Annotated in this window: 10 protein-coding genes and 1 tRNA gene; 6 read left to right on the top strand and 5 right to left on the bottom strand. The window is 56.2% G+C overall.

The genetic code is table 11. The features are described 5' to 3' along the window. The first annotated feature begins 80 nt into the window (after positions 1-80). On the top strand, positions 81-3,218 hold the full coding sequence (locus SYN8016DRAFT_RS12525) for an efflux RND transporter permease subunit (RefSeq protein ID WP_006854789.1): 3,138 nt from the start codon (positions 81-83) through the stop codon (positions 3,216-3,218). 118 nt (positions 3,219-3,336) lie between these two features. On the opposite strand, the gene SYN8016DRAFT_RS15875 is transcribed toward SYN8016DRAFT_RS12525, so the two are convergent. Continuing rightward, complete coding sequence (locus SYN8016DRAFT_RS15875) at positions 3,337-3,486, bottom strand: hypothetical protein (RefSeq protein ID WP_244279013.1); 150 nt, start codon at positions 3,484-3,486, stop codon at positions 3,337-3,339. Here SYN8016DRAFT_RS15875 and SYN8016DRAFT_RS12520 point away from each other — a divergent pair. Together SYN8016DRAFT_RS12520 and SYN8016DRAFT_RS12515 are read left to right on the top strand one after the other, a co-directional pair. Next, complete coding sequence (locus tag SYN8016DRAFT_RS12520) at positions 3,449-4,426, top strand: fatty acid desaturase (protein WP_371212451.1); 978 nt, start codon at positions 3,449-3,451, stop codon at positions 4,424-4,426. The two genes, SYN8016DRAFT_RS15875 and SYN8016DRAFT_RS12520, sit on opposite strands and share 38 nt — an antisense overlap. 102 nt (positions 4,427-4,528) lie before the next feature. Beyond that, the gene (locus SYN8016DRAFT_RS12515) at positions 4,529-5,482 is read left to right on the top strand and encodes a hypothetical protein (RefSeq protein WP_006854787.1); all 954 of its coding nucleotides are present in this window, start codon (positions 4,529-4,531) and stop codon (positions 5,480-5,482) included. Between the two features lie 141 nt (positions 5,483-5,623). Here SYN8016DRAFT_RS12515 and psaB read toward each other — a convergent pair whose 3' ends face one another. Further along, entirely contained in the window at positions 5,624-7,840 is a 2,217-nt protein-coding gene (psaB, locus tag SYN8016DRAFT_RS12510; RefSeq protein ID WP_006854786.1) for a photosystem I core protein PsaB, read from the bottom strand. A gap of 22 nt (positions 7,841-7,862) precedes the next feature. After that, positions 7,863-10,166: a photosystem I core protein PsaA gene (gene psaA / locus SYN8016DRAFT_RS12505; RefSeq protein WP_006854785.1), complete on the bottom strand. Its 2,304-nt coding sequence runs from the start codon at positions 10,164-10,166 to the stop codon at positions 7,863-7,865. A 381-nt stretch (positions 10,167-10,547) separates the two neighbouring features. On the opposite strand from psaA, the gene SYN8016DRAFT_RS12495 reads away from it, so the two are divergent. Beyond that, on the top strand, positions 10,548-12,098 hold the full coding sequence (locus SYN8016DRAFT_RS12495) for a hypothetical protein (RefSeq protein ID WP_253909874.1): 1,551 nt from the start codon (positions 10,548-10,550) through the stop codon (positions 12,096-12,098). Continuing rightward, on the top strand, positions 12,095-14,005 hold the full coding sequence (gene cobJ / locus SYN8016DRAFT_RS12490) for a precorrin-3B C(17)-methyltransferase (protein WP_006854783.1): 1,911 nt from the start codon (positions 12,095-12,097) through the stop codon (positions 14,003-14,005). Before SYN8016DRAFT_RS12495 ends, cobJ begins: the two co-directional genes overlap by 4 nt. 15 nt (positions 14,006-14,020) lie before the next feature. Here cobJ and SYN8016DRAFT_RS12485 read toward each other — a convergent pair. Continuing rightward, positions 14,021-14,094, bottom strand: a tRNA-Pro gene (locus tag SYN8016DRAFT_RS12485). Between the two features lie 27 nt (positions 14,095-14,121). Between SYN8016DRAFT_RS12485 and lipA the strand changes: the two genes are divergently transcribed. Further along, the gene (gene lipA, locus SYN8016DRAFT_RS12480; RefSeq protein WP_038014889.1) at positions 14,122-14,991 is read left to right on the top strand and encodes a lipoyl synthase; all 870 of its coding nucleotides are present in this window, start codon (positions 14,122-14,124) and stop codon (positions 14,989-14,991) included. A gap of 30 nt (positions 14,992-15,021) precedes the next feature. Here the strand turns inward: lipA and SYN8016DRAFT_RS12475 are convergent, their stop codons facing one another. Then, positions 15,022-15,330 (bottom strand): YciI family protein, encoded by a 309-nt coding sequence (locus SYN8016DRAFT_RS12475; RefSeq protein WP_006854781.1) that lies wholly within the window; start codon positions 15,328-15,330, stop codon positions 15,022-15,024. Between the last annotated feature and the right edge of the window lie 14 nt (positions 15,331-15,344).

Raw genomic sequence — 15,344 nt, 5'->3', positions numbered from 1 at the left:
AAAGCCCCGGTTGAGCGAGTTTCCGCTCAACCGGGGCTTTCAACTGCCAGGATCAATCTGGTTTTGCAGCAGTTGCCGCCTTGCGGTCCATCTCCCAGCCGTTTCTGCGGCGGCCTGTCCTCACCGTTGTCTGCAGTCTGCTCGTCCTGCTGGCAGGACTTGTGTCGCTGTCTGGCTTGGGCCTAGAAGACTTACCCCAGTTGGCCCCAACCCAGGTCAACGTGACAGCACGCTTCCCGGCTGCATCTCCTGATGTCGTGGAACAGAGCGTCACAACCGTGCTGGAGCAACAGCTCAACGGTCTCAGTGATCTCGACAGCATTCAGTCCACCAGCAGTGAAGGGCAATCAAGGATCAGCCTTCGCTTCAAGAAAGGCAGCCCTCAACTCAACGCGATCAAGGTCCAAAACGAAGTCAATTTGGCGCTGCGCCGATTACCGCAAGCCGTAACCCGCCAGGGGCTGAGCGTGAGTCGCTCCTCTAGCGATTTCCTGATGATCCTGGGCTTTAGTCATCCACAAGATCTCTACGTTCCCACCTTCCTCCCAGGCTGGCTTGAACAGTCGCTCAGAGAATCGCTCCGCTCGATTGCCGGCGTGGGAGACATTCGTGTATTCGGAAGCAGCGAGTTGGCCTATCGCCTGTGGATGGATCCTCAAAAACTGGAACAAGCCAATCTCACGATTACGGATGTCAGCACAGCGCTTGTCGAGCAAAACGTTCTGGCGGCCATCGGCGCTCTTGGCAGCGCACCGGCTCCACCAGGACAACTTCTGAGCCTTCCCGTCGAAACCGACGGTCGCTTGCGCAGCCAGGGCGAACTTGAAAACCTGGTCATCAAACGATTGGCCAACGGGGGCCTCATTCGCCTCAAAGATGTCGGCCGCGTCAGCCTTGGACAACGCAGTTACGGGAGGGCTGCGATCAATCTGCAGGGAGAACGCTCCGTTGCCGTAGGGATTTATCAAAGAGATGGAGCGAATGCCCTGGCTCTCAGCCGAAGCATCCGCAGCAATCTCGCAAAACTCGAATCAGGCTTTCCCCCCGGCATCACGATGCAAACCATCGTGGATACGGCCGACACCATCCAGGCCAATCTCGATCGCACCGTCACGACACTGCGCGATGCCGTCCTGCTGGTTTTGGTTGTTTTAGTGCTCTTCCTGGGGAGATGGCGATTAGCCATGGTGCCAGGAATCGCCGTCCCCATTTCGTTGGTAGGCAGCTTGTTGGTGATCCGCCTCAGCGGTTCAGATATCAACAGTTTGAACCTATTCGGACTGATTCTTGCCACAGGCATCGTTGTTGACGATGCCATTGTTGTGAGCGAGGAAATTGCCGATCGCATTGAGAAAGGGGACCCACCCCTAAAGGCTGCTGAAACAGCGATGCAGGAATTGGCCGGGGCAATCGTGGCCACATCCTTGGTTCTTGTGGCGGTGTTCGTTCCTGTTCTGCTGATTCCAGGGTCGATTGGACGCCTCTATGAACCCATTGCCTTGACGATTACGGCCGCCATTGTTTTTTCCACGCTGAACGCCCTCACGTTCACGCCAATGGCATCAGCCAGGGTCCTCACCCCAGGGAATGGACGCTTGCCAGGACCGATCAGACGACTCAGCGATCGGCTCCGAAAGGCCATGCAGCGCACTGAAGCGCACTACTCACGAACCCTGCGCAAGCTGTTGAATCGCCCCAATTGGGTGGGCCTCGTTCTCATCATCAGCTTGATGCTCACGGGAGTCGTCCTCAGCAACACGCCGACAGCCTTTATCCCCAACGAAGACCAGGGCCAGATACGCGGTTATTTCACCTTGTCGGAAGGCGCCAGCCTGGAACGAAGCGTGGCAAGCATGGATGCCATTCGCGCTGTCATTGAGCAGGAGCCCCTGATCCGGTCAGGGAACTTCTACGCAGGAAGTTCGTTTGGGCAAAGCGGGGAAGACAAGGGCTCGTTCTACCTCAGATTGAAGCCATTACAGGAGAGAGGCGGAGCAGAGCAAAGCGATCAAGCCATCAAGCGTCGACTGCAAAAAGCCCTGAACCGCTCGATCAGCGATGCCAAAGTTGTGCTGATTACACCGCCAACCGTGCGTGGGTTTAGCGGTGATTCAGCTTTGAATATTGAGCTGCTAGACCGCAGCGCTGGCCAACTGAGCCTGGTCCAATTCGAACAGGTCGCCACGGCCTTTATTGCACGAGCCAAGGAAACGGGGAAATTTGAACGGGTCAGCACGCGTTTTGACGCCAGTGCCCCGAGATGGCGCCTCGTTTTAGACCGCGATCAAATGGCAGCACTGAATCTCCCATACAGAGAAACCCTGAATTCGATTGGCATGTCCATCGGCGGACGCTATCTCGATGACACCTATGCCGACGGAGAGATTCGCAGCATTTGGATTCAGATGGAGGGCAGCGACCGCAATCGCCCAGAGGACATTGAATCCCTCATGCTCCGAAACCGTGATGGGGAACTTGTCAGCGCTGAAAGCGTGGCCCGACTTGAAAAAGTTGAGGGGACCGGCTCGATTGATCATTACGCCCTCAACCGATCCATCCGGGTCAGCGCCGTGCCGGCGAAAGGAACGAGTAGCGGACAAGCCATCAACATCCTTGAAGCCACAGGCGAACAAATTGGAGGGGGCAACATTGGGCTTGCTTTTACAGGCCTGGCAGAAGAAGAAAGGGTGGCCGAAGGCGTCACTTGGGCCTTCTTTGGTTTGAGCGTGGTGGTGGTTTACCTCTTGCTCGCTGGTTTGTACGAGAGTTTTCTCGACCCCCTCGTGATTTTGCTGTCAGTGCCTCTTGCACTCCTCGGTGCTCTGATCGGAATCAAACTGCGTGGGCTGCCACTTGATGTTTACGGCCAGATGGGCCTTCTCGTGCTCGTGAGCTTGGCCGCAAAGAATGGAATTCTGATTGTGGAATTTGCCAATCAGAGGATCCGCGCAGGCCTACCTCTTCGAGAGGCCATCACCGACGCCGCAGAAGAGCGCATGCGGCCCATTGTTTTGACAGCCATTACCTCCTTGGCAGGATTTCTGCCCTTGCTGCTCGCCAGCGGAACAGGATCAGCGAGTCGGATCAGTATCGGCACGGTGGTCTTCAGCGGCTTGCTGATCTCCACACTGCTCTCTCTGTTCGTTGTTCCAGCCGTTTATTTGAGCCTCAAAGGCTGGAGGCAGAGAGCACAAATTCAGCACGCGCAAGGCAATTGACAAACCGGTTGGAGCAAAAAAGAGATAGGTTCTCTGATCAAGCCGATCGCGGCAACCCACGTGGAAGCTGCATGACAACGACCGCAAAGACCATTAGCCAAGACATGGCATCTAGCAATTACCCCAAACGGATCGACTTCCAACTCGCTCCGTTTATGGCCAGTGATGATCGCATCGCGAGCTGGCAGATCTTCAACACCGTGATTCCCATCATCGCTGTAGCGATCGCAATGGCTGCGGTTACAACATCGTTCAACATCACAGCCATTGTGATGACACCCTTGCTCCTGGTGTTGATGGTTCTGCTGCTCAGTCGCAGCTTCTCCCTGATGCATGACTGCGGACATCAAAGTCTGTTCCGTTCCAAGCGGTCGAATCGAATTGCGGCCTTCGGATTGAGCTTGATTCACGGCATGCCGCAACATCCCTGGTCAAGGGGGCACGCCTTTCATCACAAACACAATGGAAATTGGGACCGCTATCGCGGACCATCTGCTCTCATCACACGCGAACAATATGAAACGAGATCTCCACGTTCGCAGTGGCTTTATCGCATCTTGCGCCATCCATTGCTGTTATTCCCAGGTGGTTTCTTTTATCTCATCATCAAGCCAAGACTTGCCTTGCTATTGAGCTTCTTTGAATTCATTGGTCATTCCATCAAAAGCACCATCAAGATGGTACGCACTGGGAGCTGGGAATCTCCTAAACAAATTTGCTCAAACTACAAATCGAGCTTCTTCTACACCGGCGGTGAATGTGTCGACATGGTCGCCAACACAGCCGTTGTGGGCCTTTTGTGGTGGTGGATTGGCAGCTCTATTGGCTATGCACATTTTTGGATCCTTTATGCCTTGGTCATGAGCTGCAGTGCCGCCGTGATGATTGCGGTCTTTTTCATTCAACATAATTTCCCAGACTCTTACACAAGCAATGAAGACAATTGGAGTTATTTCCGCGGTGCCCTCTCTGGATCCTCCTTCCTACAAATGCCTGCTGTTTTGAATTGGTTTACCGCCGATATTGCCTATCACCACATCCATCACCTTTCAGAACGAATTCCAAATTATCGATTAAAAGAATGCCATGAAGCAAACATTCACCTAGTTGAGGGTGTTCATAGGCTTTATTTATCTCAAATTGGCGATTGCTTCTCTCTCATCCTTTGGGATAGAGAACGTTCCGAGCTTGTTTCACCTTTCGCCTGAACAGAGCTCAAAATCCATGCTGTGCTGTTAGGCAGCCGGCTCAAGGCTGACTTCTGAGAATGACGCCACTCATACAATCCCTATCCCATTGATCGATAAGGTATGCGTTCCGTTGAGGCCGGCTCCTTGGTAGTTCCCACATTGCATCAGGCCTCATCTGAGCAAGCCCGTTTTTTTGATTACCGATCCGCTGCAAACCCCCAACAGAGCGGACTGATCTCATCGGTTCCCTATCGGTCGTTTTCGCCGGATTTTTTCGATCAATCCGGCTGTGAGGTTCTTCCTTTAGACCTTAGTAAAGAGCTCGGCTGCACTGGCCCTGCCACCGGTCCTGCTCTTTGCGCCAATTTTGTGCGTCTCGACTGTGGTGATCAACGCACCAGTGCTGTTGCAACAAGTCAGCTGTTTTTCGTCACGCGTGGAGAAGGGGAGACCCAAGCCTGTGGGCAAACATTCCAATGGTCAAAAGGTGACCTTTTGGTGCTGCCTGCAGGAGGGGACGCAATCCACACCAGTCAGGAAAAAGCAGGTTTGTATTGGGTGCATGATGCTCCGCTCCTGCGTTACCTCGGAGTAGAGCCAACCCAAGCTCGCTTTGAACCAAGCTTTTACAGCCATCGGGACAGCAAACGGCATCTTGAAGCGATTGCGAACAGCCCTACCGGTGCTCGCGCCAACCGCGTCAGCGTATTGCTGGGCAATAGCCATTTCCCACAAACGCGAACGATCACCCATACGCTTTGGGCCATGCTCGGAATCTTGCCTGCCGGCCAGATTCAGCGCCCCCATCGCCACCAATCCATCGCCCTTGATTTCGCTGTGGATTGCCAACCCGGCTGCTACACCATGATCGGCACGAAGCTGGATGACAACGGGATGATCATCCATGGACATCGGGAAGATTGGGTGCCTGGAGCCGCTTTCGTGACACCACCTGGCTATTGGCATTCTCACCACAACGAGTCGGGAGCCGATGCCTACGTGCTGCCGATTCAAGATGCCGGCCTACACACCTATCTACGCACGCTGGACATTGCCTTTAGCGGGGGCAATTAAAGCCAAACAAATCATTCGCTTCTGATCTGTTTGTAGTTGGACGGACGATACCCTCACCGTCCCATAAAAAACCCGCCCGGTAAACCGGACGGGTGAATCTCTGAGAAACGGCTCGTTAGTCAGGCAGAGGTTGGGACTGAATCAGCCAAACTTGCCAGACGTGGAGGCGATCAAGAAGGCGGCGTACGTCAGGATGTAGCCGATCGTGAAGTGAGCAAGACCCACAACACGGGCCTGGACGATGGAGAGAGCCACAGGCTTGTCACGCCAGCCAACAAGGTTGGCGAGAGGAGTGCGCTGATGAGCCCAAACGATGGTCTCAATCAGCTCCTGCCAATAACCACGCCAAGAGATCAGGAACATGAATCCTGTCGCCCAAACCAGGTGACCGAACAAGAACATCCAAGACCAAACAGCCAGGTTGTTGCTGCCAAATGGATTGTAGCCATTGATCAGCTGTGAACTGTTCAGCCATAGGTAGTCGCGGAACCAGCCCATGAGATAGGTGCTGGACTCGTTGAACTGAGCCACGTTGCCCTGCCAAATCGCAAGGTGCTTCCAATGCCAGTAGAAGGTGACCCAACCCACTGTGTTCAGAGCCCAGAAGACGGCGAGATAGAACGCATCCCAGGCAGAGATGTCACAGGTACCGCCACGGCCAGGACCGTCGCAGGGGAAGGAGTAACCGAAGTCCTTCTTGTCAGGCATCAACTTGGATCCACGTGCATCCAGAGCACCCTTCACAAGGATCAGGGTGGTGGTGTGGAGACCTAGAGCGATGGCGTGGTGAACAAGGAAGTCACCGGGGCCAATCGGCAGGAACAAGTCGTTGCTGCCACGAACACCGTTGATGGCATCCATCCAACCGCCCATGTAGGCCGCGTTGGCATTGGCAGCAGCTCCACCCGCGTTAGCGAGAAGAACATCGAAGCCGTAAATCGCTTTACCGGAAGCAGCCTGGACGAACTGTGCAAAGACAGGCTCAACCAAGATCTGCTTCTCAGGAGTTCCAAACGCCACAACCACGTCGTTATGGACGTAGAGGCCGAGGGTATGGAAGCCCAGGAAAAGGGAGACCCAACTCAGGTGACTGATGATCGCTTCTTTGTGCTCGAGCATCCGAGCCAGGACATTGTCCTTATTGGCTTCGGGGTCGTAATCACGAATGAAGAAGATCGCACCGTGAGCGAAGGCACCACACATCAAGAAGATGGCGATGTACTGGTGATGGGTGTATAGCGCTGCCTGGGTTGTGTAGTCCTTCGCGATGAAGGCATACGACGGCATCGCATACATGTGCTGTGCAACCAAGCTGGTGATCACGCCAAGAGAGGCAAGAGCAAGACCAAGCTGGAAGTGCAGGCTGTTGTTGATGGTGTCGTAGAGACCTTTGTGACCAGCACCCAGGTTTCCGGGAGTTCCGGTTGGTGGGTTGTGGGCTTCAAGGATCTCGCGGATGGAATGACCGATTCCGAAATTCGTCCGATACATGTGGCCGGCGATCACGAAGATCACGCCGATGGCCAAATGGTGATGGGCGATGTCAGTTAGCCAGAGGGCTTCTGTCTGAGGGTGGAAGCCACCGAGGAAGGTGAGGATCGCAGTGCCTGATCCTTCAGCGGTACCAAAAACCTGACCAGTGGTGTCAGGGTTCTGGGCATACACACCCCAATTGCCGGTGAAAAACGGACCCAGGCCAGCTGGGTGAGGCATCACGTTGAGGAAGTTGTCCCAACCAACGTGCTGACCACGGGACTCCGGAATGGCCACGTGAACCAGGTGACCGGTCCATGCGATGGAACTGAATCCAAACAGAACAGCCAGATGGTGGTTCAGGCGCGATTCCGCGTTTTTAAACCAAGCAAGAGACGGACGGAACTTGGGCTGCAGGTGCAGCCAACCAGCGAACAGAGCCCAAGCTGACAGGATCATCATGAAGATGGATCCTTGATACAGCTCGGCATTCGTGGTCATGCCGATCGTGTAAAACCAGTGATAGAGGCCTGAGTAGGCAATATTCACAGGGGAGGATGCACCCGCTTGGGTGAAGGCATCAATAGCGCCTTGACCGAAGTGGGGATCCCAAATTGCATGAGCAATTGGGCGCACGTGCAGAGGGTCGGCGACCCACTGCTCGAAGTTGCCCTGCCAGGCGATATGGAACAGGTTTCCCGAAACCCAGAGGCCGATGATGGCGAGATGCCCGAAATGGGTGGAGAAGAGCTTTTGGTAAAGCTTCTCCTCCGTCATTCCGTCATGGCTCTCGAAGTCGTGAGCCGTGGCGATCCCGTACCAGATGCGGCGGGTTGTCGGGTCCTGTGCCAGACCCTGGCTAAACGAAGGAAATTTCGTTGCCATTAGAGGGAAAGGTCAGGTGAGGTCAGCCGACCACAAGGATGTGGGCGTGGAAGAAGGCCCATGTGGTCGCGATGCCGCCCAAGAGGTAATGAGCGACACCCACGGCACGGCCCTGGGTGATTGAGAGTGCACGGGGCTGGATGGCAGGTGCCACCTTCAGCTTGTTGTGAGCCCAAACGATGGACTCAATCAATTCCTGCCAATAGCCGCGGCCACTGAACAAGAACATCAAGCTGAAGGCCCAGACGAAGTGAGCACCAAGGAACATCAGGCCATAGGCACTGGTGTTCGAGCCGTAGCTGTTGATCACCTGCGCGGCCTGGGCCCACAAGAAGTCACGCAGCCAGCCATTAATGGTGATTGCACTGTTGGCAAAATTGCCATTCGTGATGTGTTGGACACTGCCATCAGCATTCACGGTTCCCCAAACATCGCTTTGCATCTTCCAGCTGAAGTGGAAAATCACGATGGAGAGGGAGTTATACATCCAGAACAGGCCTAGGAACACATGGTCCCAAGCAGACACCTGACAGGTGCCACCTCGGCCAGGTCCGTCGCAAGGGAAGCGGAAGCCCAGGTTTGCTTTATCTGGAACGAGGCGGGAGCTACGGGCATAGAGCACACCTTTGAGAAGGATCAACACAGTCACGTGAATCGTGAATGCGTGGATGTGGTGCACCATGAAGTCAGCGGTCCCAAGAGGAATCGCTGCTGCAGCAACCTTGCCACCAACGGCAATCGTGGAGCCGTTGAACACCTCACTCACGCCAGCAAGTGCGTTGGGAGCGGTGCTACCGGCAGCTCCGGCATGCAAACCCTGAATCCACTGAGCGAACACAGGCTTCAGCTGAATCGCTGAATCACTAAACATGTCCTGGGGACGGCCCAGAGCACGCATGGTGTCGTTGTGGATGTAGAGGCCAAAGCTATGGAAGCCCAACCAGATGCACACCCAGTTGAGGTGGCTGATCAGGGCATCGCGAGCTTTGAGCACGCGATCGAGCACGTTATCCACATGCTTGGCAGGGTCGTAATCGCGGATCATGGCGATTGCGGCGTGAGCAGCAGCGCCAACGATTAGGAAGCCACCGATCCACATGTGGTGGGTGAACAGTCCGATCTGAGTCGGATAATCAATCGCCATGTATGGATACGGAGGCATCGCATACATGTGCTGGGCCACGATGATGCTCAGCGAACCGAGCATGGCCAGATTGACTCCCAACTGAGCATGCCAAGAGGTCGTCATGAACTCAAAGAGTCCGTCGTGCCCATTGGTTGCAGGGAATAGAAGGGGATCACCCTTCTGACCTTCGAGGATCTCCTTGATGGAGTGCCCAATGCCCCAGTTCGTGCGGTACATGTGACCAGCCACGATGAACAACACCGCGATGGCTAGGTGGTGATGAGCGATATCGCTCATCCACATGCTTCCGGTAACTGGATTAATTCCACCTTTAAAGGTCAGGAAGTCGCTGTATGCAGCCCAATCACCAGAGAAGAAGGCGCCAATACCGGCACCAAATCCTGGATAGAGCTGCGCGATCAAATCCTGATTAAAGAATTCGTGTGGCAGTGGAATGTCTGCGACAGAAGCAATGGTTTTGCCATTGAGCACCAGCGGCTGGCCGGCGTCGATGGCATCCATCAACTTGGTGGTCGGCAGAGACACATGCAGAAGGTGCCCGGTCCAGGAAAGGGAACCGAGACCAAGCAAACCTGCCAAGTGGTGGTTGAGCATCGACTCAACGTTCTGGAACCACTCGAGCTTGGGAGCTGCCTTGTGATAGTGGAAAACACCGGCATTCAGCATGAGACCGGCCATCACCAGAGCGCCGATGGCAAGCGACATCAGCTGGGTCTCGTTGGTGATGCCCCATGCACGCCAGACGTGAAAGAGGCCAGATGTGATCTGAATGCCTTGGAAACCGGCACCCATATCACCGTTGAGAATCTCCTGGCCAAACACGGGCCACACCACCTGAGCACTTGGCTTCACGTGGGTGGGATCGGCGAGCCAGCCGGAGAAGTTGGAAAAGCGGGCTCCGTGGAAGAAAGCGCCGCTTAGCCAGATGAAGATCACGGCCAAATGGCCGAAGTGAGCACTAAAGATCTTCCGAGAAACCTCTTCAAGGTCACTCGTGTGGCTATCGAAATCGTGAGCGTTGGCGTGGAGGTTCCAGACCCATGTTGTGGTCTTGGGGCCTTTCGCGAGAGCTCGGTCGAAATGTCCGGGCTTGCCGAACAATTCAAAGGTTGCTGGATTGTCAACCTTTTCGACTTGGCTCTTCGCGGTGCTCCCACGCTCTGGTGGGCTGATGGTCATCGAGTCGTTCCTCGAGGGACGGGATCGAGGTGGAGGGCCACCCCTCCGGAGAACCGGACAGTTCGCCGGGGCCCCGGCCAAAGCCCGAAGGCTGTAGCCGGGCGCCAGTTCAAGCCAGGAAAACCCTGTCCATCACTGGTGCTTTGGGCCCCAAAGAGGGGACCGCTGATTTGAGCATAGAGTCGCGAGAGGGCCTTAACCCTCATCGAGTTACAAAGGTTCAATCCGGCGGCGATCCAGTCTGCAACTGGGGTCTGGTTTGCAGGTGGTGTCAGCGAGAACCACCCAATCAAGACACAAAACTATCAACAACCCTCTTATTTTCTTTCGCTAATTAATACTCAGTCAGCGCCCTGGACCTGCGAAGTGGGGCCATTCAGAATGGCGGCACATCCTCTCCGCTCCATGGATAAATCGGGCCGGCGACAAGCAAGCATCCGATGGTTCGCAGCACTCTTCGCCCTGATCCTCCTCTTTGGAACGGGACAACCCGTGCTGGCCATTCCGTCGTTGCCTTGGGCCAATCAGCCCAACTCCACATCCGCTCCTAATCAAGGCAAGAATCTTCCGACCCAAAACCCATCAGGCCGCCTTCGAGAAGTGGAACCACCTGGTGCGGTTCAGCAGCTCCATCAAGCCTTAGCGAAGCATCATCCCCAGCTTTCACTCATCAGTCCCTTGGATGGGAGCCAGCTCAAGGGCGGTCCCCTCAACCTGGAATTAAAAATCGAGGATTGGCCCCTCGCGAACGACCGCGAACTCGGTCTCGGAGCCCACGTCGCGATTCAAATTGATGACCAAGCACCCATTCGCATCAGTGAACGGAATGGAAACCGCGTCACGCTTGAACTCCCTCCCCTTAGTCCAGGGAGCCACAGGTTCACGGCCTATGCCGCTTATCCCTGGGGAGAAGCCGTCAAAACTCCTGGCGCCAGCTTGCATTGGGCTGTAGATCAGCTGCGCCCGCTGATGGGCACGCAGCCAAAACGCGATGCCCCTTGGCTGGCGATGGTGAGTCCGGCTGAGCTCGGGGGGGACAGCCCTTTGCTGCTCGATTGGTTGGTATGGAATGCGCCGCTGCAAAACCTCCGAGCTGGAGACGCTCGCTGGCGCCTACGCATCACGGTTAACGAGGACAGTTTTGTCGTGGACCAGCAGGATGCCCTTTGGCTCCAGGGAATCGACAACCGCAAAGGGATCAACACTGTTCAGATGGAATTGCTGAACGGGATCGGTGAATCGCTCGAGCCGATGTTCAACAACCAATTGAGAGTGGTCCCTGAGCGGCAGAACCCCAAACCAATTTGGTTGCAATCGAGCCTGAATGACAGCGAGCTAGCGCGTTTGCTGGGTGAAACCAAGCCTGAAGACCCAAGCGCAAGGCAAGAACTTGTCAGCGAAGAGAACGTCCCTCAAGCGCAAGGGCTCGAGAACGCAGAAACAAAGCCACAGGGATTGAAGCCACAGGCATTAAGCCAACAGGCCGAGGAGGGAAGAGACTTGGACGAGAACGACTTAGGAGAAAAGGACGCAGGAGAAAAGGCCAAAGACTCAGGAGAAAAAGACTCAGGAGAAAAGGACTCAAGAGAAAAAGGCTCGGAAGAGAAGGCCGGTGATAACAAAACGGAGAAGATCGAGCCCTTAGCAGAAAAGGCCTTAGGGGAAGGTGAACAAGGCAAAGATGCAATCGCTGCAGATAGCGAGGCTGTTGAAGGAGAACTCGCCAAGCCCAAGGGCCTGAACACAGGCACAGAGAAAGCAACGTCATTGCCAAACGCAGAGATGCCAGTCACAGCCATGCCAGAAAAAGGAGCTGACACAACAAAGAAACCCAGCAAGCTCGCCAACCCGGAACCGGAACGAATTGCTCCAACCAGCACCCTGGGAGGATCAGCCCGGGAGCTATTGAACGCCGATGGCACCCAGCGTTGACCTCCGAAACTCCTGTCCTGAACGACTCGTCTCCTCCGACCGCTGCCCGGCGATTGGCCCTAGGGCTGTCCTCAAGGGCCTGGCCGTTGCTGCAAAGACTTCAGCAATGCAGCCTCACGGATCAACTAGCGCTCACCCCTGGCGCTGCCGCTGCCATTCCTGACCTCGATGGAACGTGTCTGGTGAACTCAGCTGCGGTGTTGCTCCAGCAGCACTGGCAAGAAGGCGGGGTGTTGATCGTGATCGGAGCCACGGGTGCCGTCACCCGTTTGATTGCTCCACTCCTGACCGACAAAGACAGCGACCCTGCCGTCCTGGTGCTCGATGCCAAGGGGCGAAGGGTGGTTCCTTTGCTTGGCGGCCACCAAGCTGGCGCCGAACAATTAAGTAGGGAGGTCGCTGCCGCGCTCGGAGGAGAAGCGGTTCTAACCGGAGACAGTGCGGTTTCAGGCCGTCTTGCAAGCGATGCATTCGGACATGGTTGGGGATGGAAACGTGGCGGAACAGACGCCAACTGGAGCCAACTGATGAAGGCCCAGGCGCGTGGAGAGGCCACCCGTCTGATCCAAACAATGGGGAGCACGCTGTGGCAGAGCAGTTCGGCAGCGCAAGCCAGCCAGCTTCTCGGCCCCGATGCCGAAACAGGCAGTGCCATCCCAACGAATGCCATACCAACGCGTGCCATACCAACGTTGGAGATCAGCACATCGATGGCCCATGCAGGGGCTTGCACGTGGCACCCACCACTGCTTTGGCTTGGGATTGGCTGCGAACGAGAGACGAGTTTGAACCTTGTCGAGCGCGCCGTAAGCAGCGCCCTCGAGGAGGCGGGCCTGGCCGAAAGCGCCGTTGCAGGCATCACCAGCATCGATCGCAAGGGCGATGAACGGGCGCTCCAAGCGCTCGCACAGCTTCACCATTGGCCCTTCCGATTGCACACCGCATCAGCCTTGAATGAGGTGCCGGTGCCAACCCCATCCCAGGTGGTTGCTGCAGAAATGGGGACCGGATCCGTTGCAGAAGCGGCGGCATTGCTGAGTGCTGGAGACAAAGCACGACTCAAACTGAGCAAACGGATCACCCACGCCAACGAGGCTGAACGTGGCGCTGTCACCGTGGCGATTGCCGAGAGCATGGAGGCCCATGCACCGCAACGGGGCGAACTCCATCTGATCGGCAGTGGTCCAGGTGATCTAGCCCTGCTCACTCCTGAAGCCCGCAGTGCCCTGGAGCGCTGTCCTGCCTGGGTGGGATACGGGCTCTACCTCGACTTACTTGAACCGCTGCGCCGTTCGGATCAGATCCGGCTGGATGGGCAACTCACCATGGAGAGAGACCGCTGCCGGCAAGCGCTGAGTCTTGCTTGCCAGGGTGTTCGCGTGGCGTTGGTGTCGTCTGGCGACAGCGGGATTTATGGAATGGCAGGGCTCGCTCTTGAGCTCTGGATGGAGCTACCAGAAAACGCACGACCTCGCTTTGCCGTGCATCCGGGAATCTCTGCACTGCAGCTTGCAGCGGCAAAAGCTGGAGCGCCGCTGATGCATGACTTCTGCACTGTGAGCCTTAGCGATCGGCTCACCCCATGGGAGGTGATTGAACGACGGCTGGAAGCAGCTGCCAACGGTGATTTCGTCGTTGCGCTCTACAACCCCCGCTCCAAAGGACGCGATTGGCAGCTGCACCGTGCCAAGGACATCCTGCTAACGCAACGCCCCGACGCCACACCTGTTGTGATCGCAAGGCAATTAGGTCGACAAGAGGAACACGTGTCGTTCTCTCGGCTCGACAGCTTGCCCGTGGACACCGTTGACATGCTGACCGTTTTGGTCATCGGCAACAGCAGTAGCAGAATGGAAGGGGGCCGAATGGTGACTCCGCGCGGCTACCCAGGCGCAGAACTCAGTTGAGCGCAACTCATAGAGTCGGGATGACAGGATTCGAACCTGCGGCCCCTTCGTCCCGAACGAAGTGCGCTACCAAGCTGCGCTACATCCCGATGAGGCGACTTTAAAAGATGACGTCCATTCAGAAACCTGACTGGTTGCGCGTCAAAGCCCCCCAGCGCGAGCGCATTGGCGAGGTAGCCGACCTGCTGCTGGACCTCAAGCTGAACACCGTTTGCCAGGAGGCAAGCTGCCCAAATATCGGCGAATGCTTTGCCGGAGGAACCGCAACGTTCCTGATCATGGGGCCCGGCTGCACCCGCGCCTGTCCCTACTGCGACATCGACTTCGACAAGAGCGTCCGAGCACTCGACCCAACCGAACCGCAACGGCTCGGGGAGGCGGTCTCCAGGCTTGGGCTCAAACACGTGGTGATCACGTCCGTGAACCGCGACGACCTGGAAGACGGAGGGGCGTCGCAGTTCGTGGCTTGCATCGAGCAGGTGAAGCAACACTCGCCGCTCACCACAATTGAGCTGCTCATTCCCGATTTCTGTGGCAATTGGGATGCGCTAGCCACGGTGATGGAGGCATCACCGCATGTGCTCAATCACAACATTGAGACGGTGCCGCGGCTATATCGCCAAGCGCGTCCGCAGGGGATCTATGAGCGCTCCTTGGAACTCCTCAAACGGGTTCGCGATGGCTGGCCACGGTCTTACAGCAAGTCGGGATTGATGGTGGGCCTTGGCGAGAGCGACGCGGAAGTGATCGAGGTGCTTCGCAATTTAAGAGAACACCGAGTTGACATCGTCACCATCGGCCAATACTTGTCACCAGGCCCCAAACACCTGAGCGTGGACCGGTTTGTGACTCCAGAGCAGTTCGAGAGCTACCGCCTCAAGGGAGAACAAGAGCTTGGATTCCTCCAAGTGGTCAGCACTCCGCTCACCCGCAGTAGCTACCACGCCGGTGAGGTCCAACGATTGATGGCCACGTACCCGCGCTAATCCCCCCTTAAAAACTGCTGCGCCAGGGGATCAAGCCTGAAGTGCTCCCTCAACAGGCTTCCATTCGTGCAGTGTCCAGTCCACCAAGTTTCGAGCAATCATCGGATCGGCAGCGATGAACGCTTTTGCGGCCTCATAGCTTTCAGCCTCGAAGACCAATAAACCGCCCCCACCTGGCTTGTGTTGCTCATCCACAAGAAAACCACTGGCCATGGCACACCCTGCGAGCCGTTGAGCTTGAACCCAACGGCGATGGTCATGGCAATGAACGCGACGCTGCTCCGCTGATAACGAGGTCATCGCTGCGGTGAACGTTTCCTGCTTGATAAACCAGGCCATAGCGAAGCGGAAAA

The sequence above is a fragment of the Synechococcus sp. WH 8016 genome (genome assembly GCF_000230675.1).
Classification (GTDB): Bacteria; Cyanobacteriota; Cyanobacteriia; order PCC-6307; family Cyanobiaceae; genus Synechococcus_C.
The sequence above is the reverse complement of the archived record's forward strand: the minus strand, read 5'-3'. Positions and strand labels throughout refer to the sequence as shown.